Annotated in this window: 21 protein-coding genes and 1 pseudogene; 7 read left to right on the forward strand and 15 right to left on the reverse strand. The window is 62.8% G+C overall.

All coding sequences use genetic code 11. From position 1 onward, the window contains the following. Positions 1-50 precede the first annotated feature (50 nt). Positions 51-476: a hypothetical protein gene (locus tag ACXZ1M_RS04750; RefSeq protein ID WP_459052044.1), complete on the forward strand. Its 426-nt coding sequence runs from the start codon at positions 51-53 to the stop codon at positions 474-476. 93 nt (positions 477-569) lie between these two features. Here the strand turns inward: ACXZ1M_RS04750 and ACXZ1M_RS04755 are convergent, their stop codons facing one another. From ACXZ1M_RS04755 to ACXZ1M_RS04790, 8 genes are all read right to left on the reverse strand, one after another. Further along, positions 570-2177, reverse strand: coding sequence for a PQQ-binding-like beta-propeller repeat protein (locus tag ACXZ1M_RS04755; protein ID WP_459052045.1), 1608 nt, complete (start codon positions 2175-2177; stop codon positions 570-572). Positions 2178-2315: 138 nt separating this feature from the next. Beyond that, positions 2316-3617 (reverse strand): citrate synthase, encoded by a 1302-nt coding sequence (gene gltA / locus ACXZ1M_RS04760; RefSeq protein ID WP_459052046.1) that lies wholly within the window; start codon positions 3615-3617, stop codon positions 2316-2318. 52 nt (positions 3618-3669) lie between these two features. Beyond that, complete coding sequence (locus ACXZ1M_RS04765; protein ID WP_459052047.1) at positions 3670-3951, reverse strand: FAD assembly factor SdhE; 282 nt, start codon at positions 3949-3951, stop codon at positions 3670-3672. 58 nt (positions 3952-4009) lie between these two features. Then, positions 4010-4720 carry a succinate dehydrogenase iron-sulfur subunit gene (locus tag ACXZ1M_RS04770; protein ID WP_373988180.1) on the reverse strand — a complete coding sequence of 237 codons (711 nt, stop codon included), beginning with the start codon at positions 4718-4720 and terminating at the stop codon, positions 4010-4012. 9 nt (positions 4721-4729) lie between these two features. Next, the gene (gene sdhA, locus ACXZ1M_RS04775) at positions 4730-6508 is read right to left on the reverse strand and encodes a succinate dehydrogenase flavoprotein subunit (protein WP_459052048.1); all 1779 of its coding nucleotides are present in this window, start codon (positions 6506-6508) and stop codon (positions 4730-4732) included. Positions 6509-6510: 2 nt separating this feature from the next. Next, positions 6511-6882 carry a succinate dehydrogenase, hydrophobic membrane anchor protein gene (gene sdhD, locus ACXZ1M_RS04780; protein WP_459052049.1) on the reverse strand — a complete coding sequence of 124 codons (372 nt, stop codon included), beginning with the start codon at positions 6880-6882 and terminating at the stop codon, positions 6511-6513. A gap of 1 nt (position 6883) precedes the next feature. Further along, a complete protein-coding gene (gene sdhC, locus ACXZ1M_RS04785; RefSeq protein ID WP_459052050.1) occupies positions 6884-7306 on the reverse strand; it encodes a succinate dehydrogenase, cytochrome b556 subunit in 423 nt (140 codons plus the stop codon). A gap of 161 nt (positions 7307-7467) precedes the next feature. Beyond that, positions 7468-8253 (reverse strand): GntR family transcriptional regulator, encoded by a 786-nt coding sequence (locus tag ACXZ1M_RS04790; RefSeq protein ID WP_459052051.1) that lies wholly within the window; start codon positions 8251-8253, stop codon positions 7468-7470. A gap of 236 nt (positions 8254-8489) precedes the next feature. Here ACXZ1M_RS04790 and ACXZ1M_RS04795 point away from each other — a divergent pair, with 236 nt between their 5' ends. The 5 genes from ACXZ1M_RS04795 (at position 8490) to ACXZ1M_RS04815 (ending at position 15313) form a co-directional block, all read left to right on the forward strand. Further along, a complete protein-coding gene (locus tag ACXZ1M_RS04795; RefSeq protein WP_459052052.1) occupies positions 8490-9479 on the forward strand; it encodes a malate dehydrogenase in 990 nt (329 codons plus the stop codon). A gap of 111 nt (positions 9480-9590) precedes the next feature. Further along, positions 9591-10595 carry an HpcH/HpaI aldolase/citrate lyase family protein gene (locus ACXZ1M_RS04800; protein WP_459052053.1) on the forward strand — a complete coding sequence of 335 codons (1005 nt, stop codon included), beginning with the start codon at positions 9591-9593 and terminating at the stop codon, positions 10593-10595. Further along, positions 10595-11125 (forward strand): hypothetical protein, encoded by a 531-nt coding sequence (locus ACXZ1M_RS04805; protein WP_459053975.1) that lies wholly within the window; start codon positions 10595-10597, stop codon positions 11123-11125. Before ACXZ1M_RS04800 ends, ACXZ1M_RS04805 begins: the two co-directional genes overlap by 1 nt. A 72-nt stretch (positions 11126-11197) precedes the next feature. Beyond that, positions 11198-13906 (forward strand): aconitate hydratase AcnA, encoded by a 2709-nt coding sequence (gene acnA, locus ACXZ1M_RS04810; protein WP_459052054.1) that lies wholly within the window; start codon positions 11198-11200, stop codon positions 13904-13906. A 144-nt stretch (positions 13907-14050) separates the two neighbouring features. Then, the gene (locus ACXZ1M_RS04815) at positions 14051-15313 is read left to right on the forward strand and encodes a DUF2863 family protein (protein ID WP_459052055.1); all 1263 of its coding nucleotides are present in this window, start codon (positions 14051-14053) and stop codon (positions 15311-15313) included. Between the two features lie 24 nt (positions 15314-15337). On the opposite strand, the gene ACXZ1M_RS04820 is transcribed toward ACXZ1M_RS04815, so the two are convergent. The 4 genes and pseudogenes from ACXZ1M_RS04820 to ACXZ1M_RS04835 form a co-directional block, all read right to left on the reverse strand. After that, on the reverse strand, positions 15338-15637 hold the full coding sequence (locus ACXZ1M_RS04820) for a hypothetical protein (RefSeq protein ID WP_459052056.1): 300 nt from the start codon (positions 15635-15637) through the stop codon (positions 15338-15340). A 28-nt stretch (positions 15638-15665) separates the two neighbouring features. Further along, positions 15666-16130 (reverse strand): CYTH domain-containing protein, encoded by a 465-nt coding sequence (locus tag ACXZ1M_RS04825; RefSeq protein ID WP_459052057.1) that lies wholly within the window; start codon positions 16128-16130, stop codon positions 15666-15668. Between the two features lie 2 nt (positions 16131-16132). Further along, on the reverse strand, positions 16133-17260 hold the full coding sequence (locus ACXZ1M_RS04830) for a M14 family metallopeptidase (RefSeq protein WP_459052058.1): 1128 nt from the start codon (positions 17258-17260) through the stop codon (positions 16133-16135). 33 nt (positions 17261-17293) lie between these two features. Beyond that, a pseudogene (locus tag ACXZ1M_RS04835) lies at positions 17294-18786 on the reverse strand (acetyl-CoA hydrolase/transferase family protein). An 87-nt stretch (positions 18787-18873) separates the two neighbouring features. Here ACXZ1M_RS04835 and ACXZ1M_RS04840 point away from each other — a divergent pair. Beyond that, positions 18874-19770, forward strand: coding sequence for a LysR substrate-binding domain-containing protein (locus ACXZ1M_RS04840; protein WP_459052059.1), 897 nt, complete (start codon positions 18874-18876; stop codon positions 19768-19770). Here ACXZ1M_RS04840 and ACXZ1M_RS04845 read toward each other — a convergent pair. From ACXZ1M_RS04845 to cphA, 3 genes are all read right to left on the reverse strand, one after another. Next, complete coding sequence (locus ACXZ1M_RS04845) at positions 19745-20869, reverse strand: patatin-like phospholipase family protein (protein ID WP_459052060.1); 1125 nt, start codon at positions 20867-20869, stop codon at positions 19745-19747. The genes ACXZ1M_RS04840 and ACXZ1M_RS04845 overlap by 26 nt on opposite strands. A 45-nt stretch (positions 20870-20914) precedes the next feature. Beyond that, positions 20915-22369 carry a catalase gene (locus ACXZ1M_RS04850; RefSeq protein WP_459052061.1) on the reverse strand — a complete coding sequence of 485 codons (1455 nt, stop codon included), beginning with the start codon at positions 22367-22369 and terminating at the stop codon, positions 20915-20917. 105 nt (positions 22370-22474) lie between these two features. Further along, complete coding sequence (gene cphA / locus ACXZ1M_RS04855) at positions 22475-25045, reverse strand: cyanophycin synthetase (protein ID WP_459052062.1); 2571 nt, start codon at positions 25043-25045, stop codon at positions 22475-22477. Positions 25046-25061 lie beyond the last annotated feature (16 nt).

The raw sequence follows: 25061 nt of genomic DNA on the forward strand, positions 1-25061 counted from the left end.
CGGAAGAATTTTGACACTACAATGGTGGCCTTTTCACTGTGCGCCAACCGATGAACAACCGTTTCCATTCCTGGCCTGAGCAGGCCCACCCCGTCATCGCCGTCATGCTGGGGGTGGCGATTTGCGCCGTGCCGGTGCTGCTGCCGCACGCCAGCCCGGCCAACTTGCCGGCCAATCTGTTTGCCTATGTGTTTTGCTGCGTGCTCGCGTATCCGGTGGCGTCGGTGCTGCGTCATCGCATCACCAGCCTGCCGCTGGTGTGGGCCGCCGCCGCGCTGATCCTGCTGGCAGTTTGCTTCTATCACACCAACATCATCGCCGAAACCGCCAACAGCGCGTGGCCGCAACGGCGCGATGTCACGCTCGATAAATTTGTCTTCAACCTGCCGCAACTGACGTTGGGCGTGCTCGGCTGGTGGCTGCTGGTGCTGCGCCCGGACCGACGCCAGCGCGACCGCTCGCATCACGAAGCCTGAGCAAGCGCGAGTTTCGGATATTCAAGTCGGAACTCGGCGGTTTTCTCTGTGCCGCCGATGATCCCGGTAAATGCCGCGTCCTGAAGCCTGTGCCTACTTCACGTTCATCGCAATGACCGTGGTGTCGGTGCTGATGTAGAGCACGCCGTTGGCCGACAGGGCCAGCGTGCCGGCCTTGTCGATCTTCCAGACATCCTTGTGACTGGCCAGGTCCACCGCATACGTGCGGCCCAGCATGCGCACGAACAGCAGGTTCTTGGTCAACAGCACCTCATTGGTGTCGACCTTGGGCAGATAAGTCTCCGGCGGCACCCAGCTCCACAACAACGCACCATCAGCCTCCGCCCGCGCTTCGAGGCGGAATGGCGCATGGTTGACCAGATACACGACGCCATTCGCATAGGCCGGCGTTGAGCTATAGACGCCTTCCAGCGCCCACTTGATCTTGCCGCCGGCGACATCGAAGTTGACCAGGCGGTTGCGGGCGTAACTCGCATCCGCATTGGCGCGCGAGGTCGCCACGTTGACGCCAAACACCGAACCAGTCGCTCCCAGCACCGGCGCACTGCGCAATTCATACGCGTACTGCTGGAAACGCTCATCGGCGATACTCTTGACGGTGTTGCCGGTGGCGATCTCCGACACCGTGAGCGCGCCCGAGTTGTTGCCGGCGTTGTAGCTGTAGATGTACTGGCCATCCGAGGCCGGCGACCACAAGCCGGTCGAGCCGGTCACCAGCCACCACGGCGAACTGCCGTCGCTGGTCTTGAACGCCTGCAGCGAACCGGAGCCGGCGTTGCTGACCACCAGGTCGCCGACCACGATCGGCGCGTAGAAGGTTTCCCACTGCGCGCTGCTGCGGCCTGTGAACAGCTGGCTGCCGCTGGCCGCGTCGAACCCGTACATGGCGGTCGAGGTCTGCTGGCCGGCCATGATGTACACCTTGCCGCCGTACACGGCCGGCGCGCCGACCGACGGATACTGCAAGGCGCTGAAGTCATGCGACCAGACCACCGATGCATCATGCTCGTTGAGCGCGTACAGTTTGTTGGCGGCGCTCGCATACAGCTTGCCATTGGCCGTCGCCACCATCGTCAATCCCAGCTTGCCCGACGGGATCTCGGGCGACCAACGCCAACGCTGGCTGAACTTGCCGGCGTCCAGCGTCACCGGCACATAGCCGGTCTGGGCGTTATTGCCGCGATAGGTGGACCAGCCGGCCACGCCGCTCCATGCGCTCAGCGGCGTCAGGTTTTCACTCTTGAGGACTTCCACGTCGTACGGCACGGCCACCGGCGAGCCGGCGAACTCGGTGGCGCAATTGGCGTCGCGGCACAGGTGGATCTCGATCTTGCCGGTATGGTGGCCGACGCTCAGCGTCGATTCCGTCACCAGGTAACCGCCATAGCTGCCATCCAGTTCGCGTTCGAAACGGAGCTCGCGGAACACCGCTCCCGCGTCGACCAGCTTGGTGTAAACCCCATCGGTGATCGAGGATGCCAGCACGCCCTCCACCCGTGCCTCGGCGCTGTCGCCGGCATACAGGCTGAGCGCGACCGTGCCCGGCGTGACCACCACCGCCGGCGGCACTACCGGCGGCACAGGCACCACAGGCGCTACCGGCGCCACCGCCGTGCCACCACTACCGCCGCCGCACGCGGCCAGCAGTACAGAAACACACAACACGGAAAAATAGCGCACGCAACACCCTTTTATATTAACGAAAAGCAATACTGTAATTGCAAATTAAGTAATCCGCAACCGCAAAAGCGGCGCGCCGGCGGCATGGGCGAAAAAAACGGGCCGAAGCCCGTTCTTGTTTGCTGCGTAAACCGAGGATTAACGCTTGTCCAGCGGTGGTACGTCGCGGGTGGTCGCGCCGACGAACAGCTGGCGTGGACGGCCGATCTTCTGCTCCGGATCGGCGATCATTTCGTTCCACTGGGCGATCCAGCCGATGGTGCGGGCCATGGCGAAGATACCGGTGAACAGCGACACTGGAATGCCCAGCGCCGATTGCACGATGCCCGAGTAGAAGTCGACGTTCGGGTACAGTTTGCGCGAAACGAAGTAGTCGTCGCTCAGTGCAATCTTTTCCAGTTCCATCGCCAGCTTGAACAGCGGGTCGTCTTGCAGGCCCAGTTCGTTCAGCACTTCGTAGCAGGTTTCGCGCATCAGCTTGGCGCGCGGGTCGAAGTTCTTGTACACGCGGTGACCGAAGCCCATCAGCTTCACGCCCGAGTTCTTGTCTTTCACCTGAGCGATGAAGGCAGGAATGTTCTCGACCGAGCCGATTTCCTTCAGCATGGTCAGGGCCGCTTCGTTGGCGCCGCCGTGGGCAGGGCCCCACAGGCAGGCGATACCGGCAGCGATACAGGCGAACGGGTTGGCGCCCGATGAACCGGCCAGACGCACGGTCGAGGTCGAGGCATTTTGCTCGTGGTCGGCGTGCAGGATCAGGATGCGGTCCAGCGCGCGCACCAGCACGTCATTGACCTGGTACTCTTCGCACGGATTGCCGAACATCATGCGCATGAAGTTGGCCGAGTACGACAGGTCGTTGCGTGGGTACACGAACGGCTGGCCGATCGAGTATTTGTAGGCCATGGCGACCAGGGTCGGCATCTTGGCTATCAGGCGGATGGCCGACACTTCACGGTGCTTGGCATCGTTGATGTCCAGCGAATCGTGGTAGAACGACGCCAGCGCGCCGACGGTGCCGACCAGCACCGACATCGGGTGCGCGTCGCGGCGGAAGCCACGGAAGAAGAATTGCATCTGCTCGTGGACCATGGTGTGCTTGGTCACGGTGTCGACGAATTCTTTCTTTTCCACGGCGTTCGGCAGTTCGCCGTTCAGCAGCAGGTAGCACGATTCCATGAAGTCGGCGTTCACGGCCAGCTGTTCGATCGGGTAGCCGCGGTATTGCAGTTCGCCCTTGTCGCCGTCGATGTAGGTGATCGACGAGTTGCACGCTGCGGTCGACATGAAGCCTGGATCGTAGGTGAACTTGCCGGTGCCGGCGTACAGCTTGCGGATGTCGATCACGTCGGGACCAACGGTGCCTTTGTAGATCGGGAATTCAACCGCTGGGCTGCCATCGGAGAACGAGAGAGTGGCTTTGTTATCAGAGATGTTCATGGACTCTTCCTTCTTGGAGAGATGATGCAAGTAAAAGAAACTGGGTGTATTACTAGGCCAGGCGCAATCGCTGCAACAACGCATGCACGTGCGGCAGGTCGACTTCGCCCTCCGGCTCTTTACGGGCCAGTACCAGATCCATCAGGGCATTGTCCGACAAGTCGAGGAGCCGCGTAAAAGCGTCCACTTCCTCGTCGGTCAATTCGGTTTCATGCGCATCGAGAAAACGGGTGAGGATGATGTCGTTTTCCAGCAGACCCCGGCGGGAACGCCAGCGCAGGCGGGCGCGGTTGGCCGGGTCCGACTGATGCGCAGGAGGGTTCGTTTCAGTCATAGTTTTGCTACTTTACACAAAAACGGGCGGCGCTGACGCCGCCCGTGTGCGCCTACAATTAGATCGCGCGACGGACCATCAGCTCTTTGATCTTGCCGATGGCCTTGTTCGGATTCAGGCCTTTCGGGCAGACATCGACGCAGTTCATGATCGAGTGGCAGCGGAACAGGCGGTATGGATCTTCCAGGTTGTCCAGACGCGCGCCGGTGGCTTCGTCGCGCGAGTCGGCGATGAAGCGGTAGGCTTGCAGCAGGCCTGCAGGACCGACGAACTTGTCCGGATTCCACCAGAACGACGGGCACGACGTCGAGCAGCACGCGCACAGGATGCACTCGTACAGGCCGTCGAGCTCTTCGCGTTCGGCCGGCGTCTGCAGGCGTTCTTTTTCAGGACGGATCGAGTCGTTGATCAGGTACGGCTTGACCGAGTCGTACTGCTTGAAGAACTGGGTCATGTCGACGATCAGGTCGCGGATCACCGGCAGGCCCGGCAGCGGGCGCAACACGATAGGCTCGCTCAGCTCGTTCAGGTTGGTGGTGCAGGCCAGACCGTTCTTGCCGTTGATGTTCATCGCGTCCGAACCGCACACGCCTTCGCGGCACGAGCGGCGCAGGGCCAGCGAGTCATCCACGTCCGACTTGATGCGCTGCAGCGCGTCCAGCAGCATTTTGTCGGTGTCTTTCAGCTCGACAGTCACGTCCTGCATGTACGGCTTGGCGTCCTGGTCCGGATCGTAACGGTAAATTTTCAGTTTAAGAGTGCGTGCCATGGTATAGCCTTAGAAAGTACGTGGTTTCGGTTTGAAGGTATCAACCGTCAGCGGCTTGGTCACGACGGCCTTGTAGTCCAGGCGATTGCTTTCCGAGTACCACAGCGTGTGCTTCATCCAGTTGTCGTCGTCGCGTTGCGGGTAATCGTCGTGGGCGTGGGCGCCGCGCGATTCTTTACGGGCGGCCGCCGAGACGATGGTGGCTTTCGCGGTTTCGATCAGGTTGTCCAGTTCCAGCGCTTCCACGCGGGCGGTGTTGAACACTTTCGATTTGTCCTTGAAGGAGACGTGCTTGCGGCGCTCGTCCAGCTTCATGATCTCTTCGACGCCTTTGTTCAGCATCTCGTCGGTACGGAACACGCCGCAGTATTTCTGCATCGTGGCGCGGATGTCGTTGGCGACGCCCTGCACTTTTTCGCCGCCGGTCGAGGTTTCCAGCGCGTTCAAGCGGTTCAGCGCGAAGTCGGACGCGTCTTTCGGCAGCGGCTTGTTTTCCTTCTGCTTCAGGTTCGAAGCCACCACGTGGTTGCCGGCCGCGCGGCCGAACACCACCAGGTCCAGCAGCGAGTTGGTGCCCAGGCGGTTGGCGCCGTGCACCGAGACGCAGGCGCATTCGCCGATGGCGTACAGGCCGTTCACCACGCGCTGGGTGCCGTCGCCGTTAGGCGTGACGACCTGGCCGTGGATGTTGGTCGGGATACCGCCCATCTGATAGTGGATGGTCGGCACGACCGGGATCGGTTCCTTGGTGGCGTCGACGTTGGCGAACTTGTGGCCGATTTCCAGAATCGACGGCAGACGCTTCTCGATGGTGTCCTTGCCGATGTGGCGCAGGTCCAGCATGACGTGGTCTTTGTTCGGACCGCAGCCGCGGCCTTCCTTGATTTCCTGGTCCATCGAACGGGACACGAAGTCGCGCGGCGCCAGATCCTTCAGCGTCGGCGCATAACGCTCCATGAAGCGCTCGCCTTCCGAGTTGATCAGGATACCGCCCTCACCGCGCACACCTTCGGTGATCAGCACGCCCGCGCCGGCCACGCCGGTCGGGTGGAACTGCCAGAATTCCATGTCCTGCAGCGGCAGGCCGGCGCGTGCCGCCATGCCCATGCCGTCGCCGGTGTTGATGAAGGCGTTGGTGGACGCGGCAAAGATACGACCCGCGCCGCCGGTGGCGAACATGGTGGTCTTCGCTTCCAGCATCATGACTTCGCCGGTTTCCATTTCCAGTGCCACCACGCCGACCACGTCGCCTTCGGCGTCGCGGATCAGGTCCAGCGCCATCCATTCCACGAAGAAGTGGGTGCGGGCGCGGACGTTGCGTTGGTACAGGGTGTGCAGCAGCGCGTGGCCGGTGCGGTCGGCTGCGGCGCAAGCGCGCTGCACAGCTTTTTCACCGAAGTTGGCGGTGTGGCCGCCGAACGGACGCTGGTAGATGGTGCCGTCCGGATTGCGGTCGAACGGCATGCCGAAGTGTTCCAGCTCGTAGACCACCTTCGGTGCTTCGCGGCACATGAATTCGATCGCATCCTGGTCGCCCAGGTAGTCGCCGCCTTTGACGGTGTCGAACATGTGCCAGAACCAGTTGTCTTCGGCCATATTGCCCAGCGAGGCGCCGATGCCGCCTTGCGCCGCGACAGTGTGCGAGCGGGTCGGGAAGACTTTGGAGAGAACCGCGACGTTCAGGCCGGCTTCGGCCAGTTGCAGCGATGCGCGCATGCCGGAGCCGCCGGCGCCGACGATGACCGCGTCAAAGCGGCGGGTAGGGATTGCAGATTTAATAGCTGCCACGATTACACACTCCAGATAATTTGAATCGACCAGACGGCACAGCCGATCAGCCAGGCCATGGTGGCGATTTGCAGGAACAGGCGCGGACCAACGGCGCGCACATAGTCCATCCACACGTCGCGCATGCCGACCCAGGCGTGGTAGAACAGGCCGATCAGGGTGACGGCGGAAATCAGTTTGAACCACTGCTGGGCGAACAGGCCGGCCCAGCCTTCATAGGTGAAGTTCTGGCCGGTCAGGAAGGCCAGCACCAGGGCCGCGGTGTACAGCACCATGATGACTGCGGTGACGCGTTGCGCCAGCCAGTCGCGCATGCCGTAGGACGCGCCAACCACGCGGCGCTTAGGGCCGATACCGTTATCGTTGATGGACATTTCAGAATACTCCAAACAGTTTCAGGGCGATCAGGACGGTCAGCACCAGGCTGATGACCAGCACGGTGGCGGACGATTTGCGCGCCGAATCCTTGTCCAGGCCGATGTGCAGGTCCATGACCAGGTGGCGGATACCGGCCAGCATGTGGTGCAGGAAGCTCCACGACAGGCCCAGGATGATCAGCTTGACCAATGGATAGGTCACGAAACCTTCGTAATACGCGAAAGAGATCTCGGAACGCAGCGAATTCTGCAAGAGATACAGCACGAACGGCAGCAGCACGAACATGCCGACACCGGAAATACGGTGCAGGATGGACACGATGGCAGCCAATGGCATGCGGTAGTTGGACAGCTCGGTAACATGAATGTTACGGAACTCCGGCCGTTCTTTTTTAGGGGCTTCCCTTACGGCTTCTGACATAACAAGACCTCCTCAGGCTTATACAAAAATTTGGTGAGACTGCGATTTTCGCCGATTTCCACTCTCATAACCAATATCTATTGTTACATATAATAAAAATAGTGGTTGGCAACACCGGCCGTATTATCAGCGCAACAATGCTACCGGCGTATGACGGTTCCTCAATTCAGTTCGTTGTGATAGTGATGGCGCTCGGTCAGGTACAGGCCGCGGCGCAGCTCGACCGGCTTGTCGCCATACGTGAACGAGACCCGTTCGGACGCCAGCAGCGGCGTATTCAGGGCCACTTGCAACAGCGCGGCGTCGCCGGCGGCGGCGCAGACGGCGCGGATTTTTTCCGTGGCGCGGATCATGCGCGTGCCGAACTCGGACTCGAACAGGCCGTACATCGGTCCCTTGTACTCTTCCAGGCGCTCGGCGGTCAATCCCTTGAAGGTCAGACCCGGCAGCCACAATTCCTCGACGATGGTCGGCACGCCGTCGAACGACTGCACGCGCTTGATGAAGATCACGGCGTCGCCGGACTTCAGGTCCAGCAGGCGCGCCACGTCGGCCGGCGCGCGCATGCGCTTGACTTCGATGAACTTGCTTTCAGGGTAGTGCGGCACGCCTTCGTCCGGCATCAGGCGCAGGAAGCGGAAATGCGCGCGCGCCTCGTGATGGGTGGAGACGAAGGTGCCCTTGCCCTGCTTGCGCACCACCAGGTTCTCGGCGGCCAGCTCGTCGATCGCCTTGCGCACGGTGCCCTGGCTGACCTTGAAGCGGTTGGCCAGTTCGACTTCGCTGGGAATCAACTCGCCCGGCTTCCATTCGCCGGACTGCAGGCTCTGCGTGATGAGGGCCTTGATTTGCTGGTACAAAGGGGAGAAAGTCGGCGACGGCCCCGCCGCACCGCCGGCGCTGACGGCGGTGGGATTGTTGTTCGAATTGGGAGGGGCGGAACTCATAGGCCAAGATTTCACCACAAAACACCAGTGCCGTCCAGAAAAACCGGCAATAACTTATCTGTCTTATATAAGACATAAGATAGGATTGACAGATAGTGGCGGCAGGCCTACACTCCCGAGCCAGCGCTTATCAATACTGATTATAAGCGTTGAATTTTGCAGTATGATTACGGTTTCCCGGACCGGCCGCCGGTCCTGCTTCACGAACGATTCACTTCCCACTTTGGAGATTCATCATGGCTAAAACCCCAATGCGTGTTGCTGTTACCGGCGCCGCCGGTCAAATCGGTTACGCTCTGCTGTTCCGCATCGCCAACGGCGACATGCTGGGCAAAGACCAACCAGTTATCCTGCAACTGTTGGAAATCGCCGACGAAAAAGCCCAGAAGGCCCTGAAGGGCGTCATGATGGAAATCGACGACTGCGCCTTCCCGCTGCTGACCGAGATGACCGCTCACTCCGACCCGATGACCGCCTTCAAGGATGTCGACGTCGCCGTGCTGGTGGGCGCTCGCCCACGCGGCCCAGGCATGGAGCGTAAAGACCTGCTGGAAGCCAACGCCCAGATCTTCACCGTGCAAGGCAAGGCGCTGGACGCCGTCGCTTCGCGCAACGTCAAAGTACTGGTGGTCGGCAACCCGGCCAACACCAACGCCTACATCGCCATGAAATCGGCGCCGTCGCTGCCGGCCAAGAACTTCACCGCCATGCTGCGCCTGGACCACAACCGCGCCCTGTCGCAAGTGGCCGCCAAGACCGGCACCGCCGTGAAAGACATCGAGCAGTTGACCGTGTGGGGCAACCACTCGCCAACCATGTACGCCGACTACCGTTTCGCTACCGTCAACGGCAAGGCTGTGAAAGACCTGATCAACGACCAGGAATGGAACGCCAACGTGTTCCTGCCAACCGTCGGCAAGCGCGGCGCGGCCATCATCGAAGCGCGCGGCCTGTCGTCGGCAGCATCGGCAGCCAACGCCGCCATCGACCACGTGCATGACTGGATGCTGGGCACCAACGGCAAGTGGACCACCATGGGCGTTCCTTCGGACGGTTCCTACGGCATCCCTGAAGGCACCATGTTCGGCTTCCCGGTCACCACCGAAAACGGCGAATACAAAATCGTCCAGGGCCTGGAAATCGACGCCTTCTCGCAAGAGCGCATCAACCTGACCCTGAAAGAACTGACCGAAGAGCGCGAAGGCGTCAAGCACCTGCTGCCGTAATCTTCCCGGTTCAATCTACCGCTGCACGTGGAACCGGTTAAACCACCGATCCGCCGCACCCGCCGCGCTGCCGAGAGCAGCGCGGTCTCCGTTTCTCCTGATACTGTCTGCATGCATCCATCCGAGGTTTTATTCCAGGGTAATCGCCAGCCGCTGCTGTTGCCGGCGTGCGACCACTACGCCGGCTCCGAAAAGCTGATGCGCAAATCGATCGCCCTGCAGCAAGAACTTGGTCCCCTGTTCGACATCACCCTCGATTGCGAAGACGGCGCCAGCGCCGGCAACGAGGAAGCGCACGCGCGCCTGGTGGTCGAGCTGCTCAATTCCGACGACAACAAATTCAACCGCATCGGCGCCCGCGTGCACGATGTGGAAAGCCCGTTCTTCGCGCGCGACGTCGAGATCATCTGCGCCGCCGCCCAGCGCCTGGCCTACCTGGTGGTGCCGAAGGTGAACGGCGTCGACGAACTGGCCCGCGCCATCAAGCTGATCAAGACCCACGCCGCCAAGGCCGGCCGCAAGGACTTGCCGGTGCACGTGCTGATCGAAACCCACGGCGCCCTGCACGACGTGTACAAGATCGCCGCCCTGCCCGAAGTGCAGTGCCTGTCGTTCGGCATCATGGACTTCGTGTCCTCGCACTACGGCGCGATTCCCGGCGCGGCCATGCGCACGCCGGGCCAGTTCACGCACCCGCTGGTGGTGCGCGCCAAGCTGGAAATCGCCGCCGCCTGCCACGCGCACGGCAAGGTGCCGTCGCACAACGTGACCACCGAAATCAAGGACACGGCGGTCGCCGCCAACGATGCCCAGCGCGCCGCCGCCGAATTCGGCTACACGCGCATGTGGAGCATCCACCCGAACCAGATCAAGCCGATCATCAAGACCTTTACGCCGCGCCTGTCCGAAGTCAGCGAAGCGGCCGCCATCCTGCACGAGGCAGCAGCCGTGCAATGGGGCCCGATTTCGCAGAACGGCCGCCTGCACGACCGCGCGAGCTATCGTTACTACTGGACCGTTCTACAGCGCGCCAAGCTGGCCGGGCTCACCCTGCCCGAGTCGGTCGCCCCGCTGTTCAACGGCGCCGTCTTAAATCTTCAACAGGAAGCACAATGATGTCCATCTCCAAATTATTCATGGCCTGCAGCCTGGCGCTGGCCTCGCTGACCGTGGCCGCCGGCGCCCACGCCACCACCGAATCCACGACACCGGCCAATAAGGCCGTCAAGAAGGAAGCCGTGAAAAAGCCGGCCGCCAAGAGCAGCAAACAAAGCGCCAAGGCCGCCAAGCCGGTCGAACCGAAGGCGCCGGACGAGGAAGCCGACGAGCCGGCCATCACCGACACCGCCGCCACCGACTTCGACTGCGAACTCGGCAACAAGGTCACCATCTATCAAAACGTCGGCGACGACAGCCATATCGCGCTGCGCTGGAAGAAGCGTCTGCACCGCCTGACCCGCGTGGGCACCTCCACCGGCGCGCAACGCTTTGAAAACAAATTGTACGGCCTGATCTGGATCGGCATTCCAGCCAAGAGCATGCTGCTGGACTCCAAGCAAAACCGCCAGCTGGCCAACGAATGCCGCAACGCCGAACAAATGAAGCCGGTCGCGACCAACGAAGCGCCGGCCAACATGCTGCAATAACGATCTTCCAGCTCCAAAACCAGCACCACGTTTCACTTTAATAATAGACGATACCCACCTGAAGGAGAGGTCATGTCCCGCAACACTCTGAACACGCTTAAGGAATTCAACATTTCGGGTAAGAAGGCGAAGTTCTACTCGCTGCCAGCCCTGGAAAAGAGCCTGGGCACCAAAATCTCCCGCCTGCCGGTATCGATCCGTGTAGTGCTGGAATCGGTTCTGCGTAACGTCGACGGCAAGAAAGTCACCGAAGAGCACGTCAAGCAGGTCGCCAACTGGGCGCCGACCGGCGAGCGCACCGACGAGATTCCTTTCGTCGTGGCCCGCGTGGTGCTGCAAGACTTCACCGGCGTGCCGCTGCTGGCCGACCTGGCCGCGATGCGCAACGTCGCCTACAAGATGGGCGTCAACGCCAAGAAAATCGAACCGCTGGTGCCGGTCGACCTGGTGGTCGACCACTCGGTCACCATCGACCACTTCCGCGAGCCGAAGGCGCTGGACCTGAACATGAAGCTGGAATTCTCGCGCAACAACGAGCGCTACCAGTTCATGAAGTGGGGCATGCAAGCCTTCGACACCTTCGGCGTGGTGCCACCAGGCTTCGGCATCGTCCACCAGGTCAACCTGGAATATCTGGCGCGCGGCGTCCACAAGGACGGCAGCGGCGTCTACTACCCTGATTCGCTGGTCGGCACCGACTCGCACACCACCATGATCAACGGCATCGGCGTGGTCGGCTGGGGCGTGGGCGGCATCGAGGCGGAAGCCGGCATGCTGGGCCAGCCGGTCTACTTCCTGACCCCGGACGTCATCGGCGTCAACCTGACCGGCGTGCTGCGCGAAGGCTGCACCGCAACCGATCTGGTACTGACCATCACCGAAATGCTGCGTAAAGCCAAGGTCGTGGGCAAGTTCGTCGAGTTCTTCGGCGAAGGCACCGAGACCCTGTCGGTCACCGACCGCGCCACCATCGCCAACATGGCGCCTGAATACGGCGCGACCATGGGCTTCTTCCCGGTCGACGATGCCACCATCGAATACTTCGAAGGCACCGGCCGCACCAAGGACGAAATCGCCGCGTTCCAGGCCTACTTCAAGGCCCAGGGCATGTACGGCATTCCAAAAGTCGGCGACATCGACTTCACCCGCGTGCTGGAACTGAACCTGTCGACCGTGACGCCATCGCTGGCCGGTCCTAAGCGTCCGCAGGACCGTATCGAAATCGGCAACGTGAAGGCCAACTTCACCGAATTGTTCTCGAAACCGACCACGGACAACGGCTTCAACAAAAAGCCGGAAGACCTGAATACCACCTACACCACCACCAACGGCGTGAACGTGAAGAACGGCGACGTGCTGATCGCCGCGATCACCTCGTGCACCAACACCTCGAACCCGAGCGTGCTGCTGGCCGCCGGCCTGCTGGCCAAGAAAGCGGTCGAAGCCGGCCTGACCGTCGCTCCGCACATCAAGTCCTCGCTGGCGCCTGGCTCCCGCGTGGTCACCGAGTACCTGACCGCCGCCGGCCTGCTGCCATACCTGGAGCAACTGGGCTTCGGCGTCACCGCTTACGGCTGCACCACCTGCATCGGTAACGCCGGCGACCTGACCCCGGAACTGAACGCCGCCATCACCTCGAACGACATCGTCGCTTCGGCCGTGCTGTCCGGTAACCGTAACTTCGAAGCGCGGATTCACCCGAACATCCGCTCGAACTTCCTGGCGTCGCCACCGCTGGTGGTGGCCTACGCCATCGCCGGCAACATGACCGTCGACCTGATGACCCAGCCGGTTGGCAAGGGCAAGGACGGCAAGGACGTGTACCTGGGCGACATCTGGCCGACCTCGAAAGAGATCGCCAAGCTGATGAAGTTCGCCATGAACTCGAAAGTGTTCAAATCGAACTACGCCGACGTCAAGGGCAACCCAGGCAAGCTGTGGGAACACGTGTCGACCACCGAAGGCAACGTCTACAACTGGCCGGCATCGACCTACATCGCCGAACCGCCATTCTTCGACAACTTCGAGATGACCCCGAAAGTGACCAACCCGAACATCACCGGCGCGCGCGCGCTGGGCGTGTTCGGCGACTCGATCACCACCGACCACATCTCGCCAGCGGGTTCGATCAAGGAAGACGGCCCGGCCGGCAAGTGGCTGAAGGAAAACGGCGTGCAGAAAGCCGACTTCAACTCCTACGGCTCGCGTCGCGGCAACCACGAGATCATGATGCGCGGCACCTTCGCCAACGTCCGTATCAAGAACAAGATGATCCCGGCCAAGGCCGACGGTTCGGCGGTGGAAGGCGGCATCACGATTCACCAGCCAACGGGCGAACAGCTGTCGATCTACGACGCGGCAATGAAGTACGTTGCAGCTGGCACCCCGACCATGGTGTTCGGTGGCGAAGAGTACGGCACCGGCTCGTCGCGCGACTGGGCGGCCAAGGGCACCCAGCTGCTGGGCGTGAAGGCTGTGATCGTGCGTTCGTTCGAACGCATCCACCGCTCGAACCTGGTGGGCATGGGCGTGCTGCCGCTGCAATTCATCGGCAACGACTCGGTGGAATCGCTGGGCATCACCGGCAAGGAAACCTACGACCTGAAGGGCCTGGAAGGCGAGATCAAGCCACAACAGCTGGCCACCCTGGTCATCAATCGTGAAGACGGCACCAGCCAGGACGTCACCGTTCTGCTGCGTATCGACACCCCGATCGAAGTCGACTACTACAAGCACGGCGGCATCCTGCCGTTCGTACTGCGTCAGCTGCTGGCTGCTTAATCCTTAAGCAATCCGATAGAAACGCCGGGCTAGTCCCGGCGTTTTTTTCGTCCGTTTGCCGAATCAACTACAATAGGGCTCATAAGGGTTATGATCTGCATGACTGATCCGTTTTTTTCACTTTTATGAGACTCTTATTGCGCTATGCGTCGTCCATCTAAAGCTTCATCCCATAAATTGTCTGCCGAGAGCCAGCGCCTCGCCACCTACGCCCAGGCTGTCGGGCAAGCGGCCAGCCGTATCGAAGAGCGGGCCTGGGAACACTCTCTCGATGCGCAGCTCCAGAAACTCCTGAAAACCGGCCACCAGGACACCGTCGACGCCACCCTCAATGCGCTGTTCAAGGAAGACCTGAACGCCTATGACGTGTTGATGGACAGCGTGGAAGCGGTCAGCGAATCGGGCACCATCACCCTCGACACCGCCGACGGCGTCGCCAAGCCGTACGACGTGCTGCTGGTGGCCGCGCCTATCCTGGCGTGGACCCGCTTCGCCATCGCCTCCGGCGCCATTCCGTCGGACATCCTGCACACCCTGTCGGCGCACTTCTCGGCCCACCTGCTGGCCGATGGCACGCAGATGGCGATGTCGCCGACCCTGTTCTCGATCGACCAGCTGCCGCGCAGCCACGTGGAAACCTACGGCAAGGTGCACAAGCTGGCGCAGGCCGCCATCAAGGGCAGCACGCTGAAGGCCGACACCAAGGTGCCTGAAACGGCGCCCTTCCTGGCCGATACGCGCTACCTGCTGATCGCCGTGGTGGCGCCGGCCGGCGCGCCGCTGTTCCGCTGGCAGATGCCGGAGCACCAGGCCAGCTTCGCCACCGAGCGCGCCTCGGCGCTGGAGCAATGGCGCGTGCAAGCCACGCCGACCGTCAACCGCCTGCTGCCGGGTTGCGGCGTCGAGCTGCTGCTGCCGGAAGCCTATTACATGGCCTGCCGCGAAGCCGACAAGCAAATCCGCCCGATCTCGATCCGCGCGGCCGTGCATTACCTGACGCATACGCTGGCCATCGAGCCATCCGAACTGCGCGCGGTGATCGCCGGCTTCGGCGAGGAAAACGCCGAAGGCCAGATCGACGAATACCGCGTGGCCTTCACCCAGCGTTCGTCGTCGGACGTGATCTACGGCGTGGTGTGGCCGCTCTACGGGCAGGAAGACGAGGAAGGCACGCCGCCTGAAGGTCCGGGCGCGCTGACGGCCTTGCAGACGCCGATGACGCCGGTGGAAGACATCGTCTCGCACCTGAACGCGGCGGGCGTGACGACGGTCAAGAAGCACAACGAGCGTTATGTGATGGAGTTCTGCGACGACTGCGGCGCACCGTTGTTCGCCGATCCGCAAGGCGAACTGGCGCACGCCGAAATGCCCGAGGATACGCCGACCGGCACCGAGCACTTCCACTAAAACAGAAGCCCCTCAAGGGGCTTTTTATTTGGGCGCCGGCGGCGTCAGGTAAATCACGATAGGCTGAAGCGGTTGCTGCGCTTGTGTCGGCGCAGGCTGAGCTGCGGGCGCCTGCACAACCACCGACGCCGCCTGCGGCAACGGCTTCAGCAATTGCCCGAGCGCCGCCGCAAGGCCGCCAAAGCCGACAAACAGACCGATCATGCTGCCGACCATCCACTTGTGTATATCTGCGCGCAAGGACTCGACGTCGGCCTTGGTTGCCAAGGTCGGCAGTATCGTATCGAAGCGCGCCTCAAGCGCGGTTTGGCGTTCTTTGTCCATTCCTACAGCTTAGGACAATCCTGGGCCATTACCAAGTGCTGAACGGCTGCTTAATCAGGTTGGAGTTGAGGTAGCGCAGATCGGCCGTGACTTCCTCCGCCACCCAGTCCGGCTTGTCGAACTGCTGGTCTTCCGACTGTAATTCAATCTCGGCCACCACCAGCCCGGCGTTCGCGCCCAGGAACTCGTCCACTTCCCACACATTGCCGGCGAACGGAATGCGGCGGCGGTACTTCTCGATCAAGGGCTGCTCGCACAAACCGTCGAGCAGCTCGGCCGCGTCGGCGACGGGGATTTCGTACTCCCACTCGCCGCGCGTGGCGCCCTTGTTAGCGCCCTTGATGGTCATCACCGCCCGCTCGCCCTCGATGCGCACGCGCACCACGCGCTCCTTGTGCGAGGACAGATAGCCCTGGCGAAAAAACACCGGCTCGCCCAGGCTCTTCCAGCCGTCGCCGCGCAGCAGGAACTTGCGCTCGATTTCAACGCCCATGATCAGTAGTCGTTCAACGACAGCAGGATAGGCTGCAGGATCGCCGCGCCCAAGGCCGCGCTGCGCGCACCGTTCCAGCCCACATGCGCATCCGGCAGATCGGCGTTGTCCTTGAAAGGCATCTCCAGGGTCAGCGCCAGGCAACCGAAGTGGTGGCCGACGTACTTGGAGGCCAGGGTCAGCATGTCTTCCTTGTACTTGCTGGCGGCATAGCCCACCTTGTCCTGGAAGTCCGGCGACGCATTCTTGTAGCGATCGATGAAAGCCTGCTGCTTGGCGCGGCGCTCGTCGCTGAAGTTCTCCAGCATCTCGTTACCGGCCACGAAGTTGTACGGCAGCGCTTCATCGCCATGGATATCGAAGAACATGTCGATGCCGGTGTCGTGCATCTTCTGCTTCACGACCAGCACTTCCGGGCTGCGCTCGACGGTCGGCGTCATCCACTCGCGATTGAGGTTGGCGCCGGCGGCGTTGGTGCGCAGGTTGCCGCGCACCGAGCCGTCCGGATTCATGTTCGGCACGATGTAGAACACGCAGCGCTGCAGCAGCTTGCGGGCGATCGGATTGGCGTCGTCCAGCAGCGAATCGATCAGGCCTTCGATGAACCACTCGGCCATCGACTCGCCCGGATGCTGGCGCGCGATGAACCAGATTTTCTTTTCCGCTTCCGGCTTGCCGATAACGACCAGGTTCATGTCGCGGCCATCGACCGTGCTGCCCAGGTCTTCCACGCGCGCCAGCGGATGCTCGCCCACTTCGCCCAGCAGGCGCAGATGGCGCTCGAACGAATACGGCTCGAAGTAAGCGTAGTAAATGCTGTCGGTATCGGGCGCGTGCTTGATGGTCATGACCTCGCCGTCGAAGGTGGTCGGCACGCGGAACCAGTTCTCGGTGTCGTAGCTGGCCACGGCCTGGTAGTCCTCGTAGCCCTTGGCGTAGGTGGCCTGGCCGGCGTTCAGGAAGCGCATGTTCAGCTTCTGGCCGCGCGCGCCCTGCACGCGGAAGTGGAACCACTGGTGGATGTCCGCGTGCGAGTCCTTGCGCAGGTTCAGTTCAATGGTGGCTGCACTGTCGGCGCGCAGCACTTCGATGGCGCCGGAGTCGAAGTTTTGGCTGATTTTGATGGTCATGTTGATCCAATAATAAGGGTATCCCGATAGCCCTTATTTTACCAGCATGCTTCCTTCCCGTTGATAGCGGGCGTGCCACGACAAGGCCTGCTCCAGCACATGCGGCGTCTGGCCGCCGCGCTTCAGCGCTTCCTCGAAATAGGCGCGCAGCTGCGGGCGGTAATCCGGATGGCGCAGTTCTCGATGATCAGCGGCGCGCGCTCACGCGGCGCCAGGCCGCGCAGGTCGGCCAGGCCCCATTCCGACACCAGCACGTCGACATCGTGCTCGGTATGGTCGACGTGGGCCACGAACGGCACCACGCTGGAAATGGCGCCAGCCTTGGCCACCGATTTGCTGACGAAGATCGACAGCTGGCCGTTGCGCGCAAAGTCGCCCGAGCCGCCGATGCCGTTCATCATATGGGTGCCGCCGACGTGGGTGGAGTTGACGTTGCCATAGATGTCGTACTCCAGCGCCGTATTCAACGCGATGATGCCGAGCCGGCGCACCACCTCCGGATGATTGCTGATCTCCTGCGGCCGCAGCACGATGCGCTCGCGGTAGCGCTCCAGATTGCGGATGAACTTCTCATGCATGGCCGCCGACAGCGTGATCGACGACGCCGACGCCATCGACAGCTGGCCGGAATCGAGCAACTCGATGGCGCTGTCCTGCAGCACCTCCGAATACATGGTCATGTTGCGGAACGGCGAATCGATCAGGCCATGCAGCACCGCATTGGCGATGGTGCCGATGCCGGCCTGCAGCGGCCGCAGCGAAGCATCCATGCGCCCTGCCTTCACCTCGCCTTTCAGGAAGGTGATGATGTGGCGCGCGATGGCGTCGGTTTCATCGTCCGGCGGCAGCGCGTTCGACGGGCTGTCCGGACTGTCGGTGATGACGATGGCGGCGATGCGGTCGGGATGGACCGGGATCGAGGTCCAGCCCATGCGCTGCCAGGGCGCCAGCAGCGGAATCGCGCCGCGATGCGGGCGTGTGCCGGGTATGTAAATATCGTGGAAGCCTTCCAGCGCCAGCGGCGCGCTCAGGTTGATCTCGACGATCACCTTGCCGGCCTGCTGCACGAAGTTGGCCGTATTCCCGACCGACATGGTGGGAATGATGCCGCCATCGGGCGTAATCGCCACCGCTTCGATCACCGCGATATCGACCGCCTTCAGGTCGCCGGAACGCAGCTGCTCGGCCGTCTCCGACAAATGCTGGTCGACGAACATCACCTCGCCGGAATTGATCTTGCGGCGCAGCGCGGCGTCGGCCTGGAACGGCATGCGGCGCGCGACCACGCCGGCGTTGGCCATCAGGCCGTCGCTGTCGTTGCCGAGCGAAGCGCCGGTCAGCAGGGTCAGGTTCAGCGGCGACTGGCGTGCGCGCTCCACTAGCGCCAGCGGCAGCGCCTTGGCGTCGCCGGCGCGGGTAAAGCCGCTCATGCCGACGGTCATGCCGCTCTTGAACAGCAGCGCGGCCTGTTGCGCGGTCATCAGTTTGTCCATCAGCGCCGGGCGGCGGATACGGTCTTCGTACATGGTTGCTCTCCTCATTCTTTGATTCAGTATAGAATCAGGAAAAAGTCGCTTCATGACTTTAATTCTCAACTTTCAGTCGTTTTATTCATGGACCTGCGCTCGCTCCGCTACTTCGTCGAAACCGTCCGCCTGAACAGTTTTACCCAGGCGGCGGAAAGCCTGCACGTCACACAATCGACCATCAGCAAGATGGTGCGGCAGCTGGAGCAGGAAACCGGCGCGCAACTGCTGCTGCGCGACGGCCGCACGCTGACGCTGACCGACACCGGCCGGGTGGTCTACGCGCGCGGCGTGGAGATGCTGGCCACCATGCGCCAGCTGGAAACCGAAGTGCGCGACACGCAGGCGCTGGAACGCGGCCACCTGACGGTCGGCATTCCGCCGATGATCAACCTGCTGTTCACGCCCGTGCTGAAAGCCTTCCGCCAGCGTCATCCCAACATCGCCCTCACCCTGCAGGAAGACGCCGGCCAGGCGATCGAACGCCAGGTGGTGCAAGGCGACCTGGAAATCGGCATGACGGTGCTGCCGGCCGATCCGCAGCTAGGGCTGCAATCATCGCCGATCGCCAGCTATCCCATTTGGGCGATGGCGGCGCGCGGCACCTTCCAGAAAAACCGCAGCACGCTGAAACTGAAATCGCTGGCCAACACGCCGCTGGTGCTGCTGAAGGATGATTTCGCCCTGACGCGCGCGCTGCGCTCCGCCTTCGCGGACGCCGGTTTCGAACCGCAGATCGCCGCGCAGAGCGGCCAGTGGGACTGGCTGGTGGCCATGGCCTCCGCCGGCATGGGCGTGGCGCTGCTGCCCGAGCCCTTCATCCACCGGCTGGCGATCGGCCACCTGGACGCGGTGCGGCTGGTGGACCCGGAACTGCCATGGCAACCGGCGCACGTCTGGCGCGGCAGCTACCTCTCGCACGCGGCGCGCGCGTGGCTGGAGGTGTGCGACGACGTGCTCAGTGCTCCGGCAGCTCGTGGATAGCGATGCCTTCGATAGGATCGATGGGCTGGTCCCACGGCCGCAGCTTGATGAAGCGCAGCGTATCGTCATAGCCGGCCTGCCAGCGCGCGCGGATGCCGGAGGCGCTGAAGTCGATGTCCTTGGTGTGGTCCTCGTTGCCGATGCGCGGCGCGCGCAGCGACACCACGTGCATGTCGGTGCCGCAGCCCCACGAGGCCAGGTCGCGCACCTCCTGTAGCGCCAGCTGATCGGCCGGCAGATGCTTCGCCAGCTCGCGGATCACATGGCGCAGGCGGTGCAGCTTGCGCTGCTGGGCGATATTGCTGGCGCGGCTGGCGTACTGGATCTCCTTGTACTTATCCAGCACATCGAGAATGCTTTCCGGCTCGCTGCCGTCCGGATTCCACACCTGCACCGAGAAGATCACCGAACTGCGGCGCGGCTCGTCGTCCAGCACCGCCTCGATCGGCGTGTTGGAATAGATGCCGCCGTCCCAGTAAGGCTGGCCGTCGATGCGGATCGCCGGGAACGCCGGCGGCAGCGCGCCGGACGCCATCACATGCTCCACGCACAGCGGCTCCATGCGGCTATCGAAATAGCGCATGGAACCGGTGCGCGCATTGACCGCGCCCACCGTCAGGCGCATATGCTTGTCATTGAGGTAGTTGAAATCGACCAGCGCTTCCAGCGTGTTGTGCAAAGGCGTGGTCTGGTAATAGGACGCATGCTCGATGCCGACGCGCGCTTCCGGGTTCCACCAGGAAGACAGGTTAGGTTCAAAGAAGGCCGGTATGCCCTGCCCCACCGTGATCGCATTGGCGATGGCGCGCGGCATGGTGGCGAAGCCGAAGGCGTTGCGCTCCATCCGATGCCAGAACTCGCGCAACCGGTCCAGCCGGCACGCGGGCTCGTTGCCGGCGATGATGGCGCCATTGATGGCGCCTATCGACGTGCCGATCACCCAATCCGGCTCGATGCCCGATTCGTGCAAGGCCTGGTACACGCCCAACTGATAGGCTCCAAGAGCGCCACCTCCCTGCAGGACCAGAACGACCTGGCCCGGCAAGGCAGCGGAAGAGGAGGACGACGGCGTAGCGAAATCGGCGGGTTTGCGGCTCAAGTCAGATCTCCACGGTGCACTGCAACATGGAGATTGTAAGCCATCTTAGCCCACGATGACGCCGCGTGCTTTCAAGGCCGCGCGCACGCCGGCGCCGTAGGCAGGATCGGCCTGGTCGAAGTGGCCCAGCTGGCGGGCGATGATCTCGGCGTTCACCTGGCTCAAAGGCCCGGCAATGTTGTTGAACAGGTTTTGCTGTTCATCGGCCGGCATCAGGCGGAACAGGTCACCGGCCTGGGTGTAATCGTCCTCCTTGCCGCGACCGTCGTAGCGGCCGGCCGCGCCGTCCAACGCCAGCGGCGGTTCACCGTGGCCCATGCCGTGCGGGTTGCTGCCCGCCGCCTGCACCGGATCGTAGTTCTGCGAGGCGCCGCCGTTGGCCGTCGCCATGGCGCCGTCGCGCTGCTGGTTGTGGAACGGACAGCGCGGCGCATTCACCGGCAGGTGCTGGTGGTTGGTGCCCACGCGGTACAGCTGCGCGTCGTGGTAAGCGAACAGGCGTGCCTGCAGCATCTTGTCCGGCGAATAGCCCAGGCCCGGCACCACGTTCGATGGCGACAACGCGGCCTGCTCCACTTCCGCGTGGTAGTTGACCGGATTGCGGTTCAGTTCCAGCACGCCGACCTGCTGCAGCGGGAAGTCGCCGTGCGGCCACACCTTGGTCAGGTCGAACGGGTTCCAGCCGGTGCGCGCTTCCCAGGCGGCCAGTTCGGCCTCGGTGGCGATTTGCACCTTGACGTCCCAGCGCGGGAAGTCGCCGCCGGCGATGGCGTTGAACAGGTCGCGCTGCGAGTAATCCGGATCGCTGCCGGCGATGCGCACGGCTTCCTCGGCACTGAGGTTCTTGATGCCTTGCTGCGTCAGGAAGTGCCACTTCACGTAGACACGTTCGCCGGCGTCGTTAATCAGGCTGTAGGTGTGGCTGCCGAAGCCGTGCATGTGGCGATAGCCGTCCGGCGTGCCACGGCTGGAGAACAGCGTGGTGACCTGGTGCAGGCTTTCCGGCGTGCGGCTCCAGAAATCGAACATCATGGTCGGCGATTTCAGGTTGGTCTGCGGGTCGCGCTTTTGCGTGTGGATGAAGTCGGGGAATTTGATGCCGTCCTTGAGGAAGAACACCGGCGTGTTATTGCCGACCAAATCCCAGTTGCCTTCCTCGGTATAGAAGCGCAAGGCGAAGCCGCGTGGATCGCGTTCGGTATCGGCGCTGCCCTTCTCGCCGCCAACGGTGGAGAAGCGCAGGAAGGTCTCGGTCTGCTTACCCACCTGGGCGAACAGCTTGGCCTTGCTGAATCGGGTGATATCGTGGGTGACGGTGAAGGTGCCGTAAGCGCCCGAGCCCTTGGCGTGCACCACGCGCTCCGGGATACGTTCACGGTTGAAGTGCTGGAGCTTTTCGATCAGGTGGAAGTCCTGCAACAGGACAGGACCGCGCGGGCCGGCGGTCAGGGAATTCTGGTTGTCGGCGACGGGAATGCCGGAGGCGGTGGTGAGTTTCATCTATGACTCCTCGTTGATTAATAGCGTAAGGCTATTTTAATCAACGAGAGTCATTAAGAAAAACTATTTAAATCTATGACAACGATAGCCATAGTCTAAACCTCACTAAACTTCCTTGATACGCTTGGCGATGTGGGCCAGCGCGTCCTCCACCTGGTCGATCAGGATCAGGCACAGGTCGTCGTCCTGCAGGCGTGCCAGGGCCGTATCGATGGCCTTGAACTCGCCATAGATCTCCTCGATGTGGGTGGTGCGCGGCGCGCCGTTCAGGCCCGAACGCAGCAAGCCCACCACTTCGCCATCCACACGACCACGCTGGCAAGCGTCTTCGTACAGCAGCACATCGTCGAAGGCGCGGCCGAGAATCTCGGTCTGCTGCGTGATGTCCTGGTCGCGGCGGTCGCCGGCACCCGAGATCACCACCACGCGGCGCTTGGCCGGCATGGTTTCCACCGCCTGCACCAGCGCCAGGATGGCGTCCGGATTGTGGCCGTAGTCGGCGATCACGGTCGCGCCCTTGTAATCGAATACGTTGAAACGGCCCGGCGCATTGTCGGAATCGTTGGCGAAGGTTTTCAGGCCCAGGCGGATCGAATCCCAGCTGATGCCCACGCCCCATGCGGCGGCCACGGAGGCCATCACATTCTCCACCTGGAAGCCGATGGCGCCGTTGCGGGTGATCGGCACCTGCGACAGCGGAATGCTGTGCTGCTCGCGCCCTTCCGCCGCCACGATGTGGCCATTCTCCACATACACGGTGCGGCAACCCTGCGCCAGATGCGTGGCGATGACGGGGTGCGTGCGATCGGCGCCGAAGAAGATCACCTTGCCGCGGCAATTGGCCGCCATGCCGGCGACGATAGGATCGACCGCGTTCAGCACCGCGAAGCCGCTTTCCGAGACGTTCTGCACGATCACGCGCTTCAGCACCGCCAGGTCTTCCACCGTGGTGATGTAGTTCAGGCCCAGGTGGTCGCCCATGCCGATGTTGGTCACCACCGCGACCTGGCAGCGGTCGAAGGCCAGGCCTTCGCGCAGGATGCCGCCGCGCGCCGTTTCGAACACCGCCGCGTCCACGTCGGGATGCAGCAGCACGTTGCGCGCGCTGCGCGGACCGCTGCAGTCGCCGCTGTCGGTCTGGCGGCCTTCGATGTAGACGCCGTCGGTATTGGTCATGCCGGTGCGCAGGCCGCTGGCCGTGAGCAGGTGCGCGATCAGGCGCACGGTGGTGGTCTTGCCGTTGGTGCCGGTCACCGCCACCACCGGAATGCGGCCGTTGTTACCCGGCTCGAACATGGTGTTGACGATGGCTTCGCCCACCGCGCGGCCTTTGCCGAACGATGGCGCAATGTGCATGCGCAGGCCCGGTGCGGCGTTCACTTCCACCACGCCGCCGCGCTGGTTTTCGATCGGCGACAACACGTTGTCGCACACCACATCCACGCCGCACAGATCGAGGCCGATCATTTGCGCCGCTTCCACCGCGCGCGCCGCCACTTCAGGGTGCACGTCGTCGGTGACGTCGGTGGCTGTGCCGCCGGTCGACAGGTTGGCGTTGTTGCGCAGGATGACGCGCTGGCCCTGGCCCGGCACCGAGTCCGCCTTCAGGTCTTGCAGCGCCAGGCGAGCTATGGCGATGTCGTCGAAACGGATCTTGGTCAGCGAGGTCGAATGGCCGGAGCCGCGACGAGGATCGGCATTGACGATGTCCACCAGTTCACGCACGGTGTGCTTGCCGTCGCCCACCACATGCGGCGGGTCGCGGCGCGCCGCTGCAATCAGCTTGTTGCCGATGACGAGCAGGCGGTAATCGTGGCCCGGCAGATAGCGCTCGACCATGATGTCGTCGCGGAATTCCTTGGCGGTACGGAAGGCCGCCTCCAGGTGCTCCCTGGTCATGATGTTGACCGTCACGCCCTTGCCCTGGTTACCGTCCTTCGGCTTGACCACCACCGGCAGGCCGATTTCCTGCGCGGCTTTCCAGGCGTCGGCTTCATCTTCCACCGAACGGCCGATAGGCACCGGCACGCCGGCAGCGTGCAGCAGCTTCTTGGTCAGTTCCTTGTCCTGGGCGATGGCTTCGCCGATGGCGCCGGTGCTGTCCATTTCGGCGGCCTGGATGCGGCGCTGTTTCGAGCCCCAACCGAACATCACCATCGAGCCTTCGGTCAGGCGGCGGAAAGGAATGTCGCGCGCCACGGCGGCGCTGACGATGGCGCCGGTACTCGGGCCAAGACGCACGTCTTCATCGAGGTCGCGCAATTCTTCCAGCACGGCGGCCAGGTCGAACGGCGTGTCGTTCAGCGCGGCGTTGATCAGGTTTTCCGCCTGCTCCATGGCGCGGCGGCCGACGGCTTCCTCGGTGTATTCGACCACGGTCTGGTAGATGCCCTCTTCCAGCGTGGCGGTGGTGCGGCTGAAGGTGACCGGGCAGCCGGCCTGCGCCTGCAGGCTGAGCGCCGCCACTTCCAGCACGCGCGACAGCGGCACGGCGTCGGAGGTGCCGGTCGGGTGCAGTTCGCCGACGGCGGGGAAGCGCGCGCGCAGGCGCTGCTCAAAGCCGGTCAGCGCGGCGATCGATTGTTGGTCCGGCGGGCACGAGACGATGACTTCCACCGCAGTATGGTGGCTCCACAGGTTCGGGCCGCGAAGGGCGCGGGTGCGTATGACTTCCATATAAATCTTCTTATTC

Source organism: Duganella paludis, assembly GCF_054461335.1.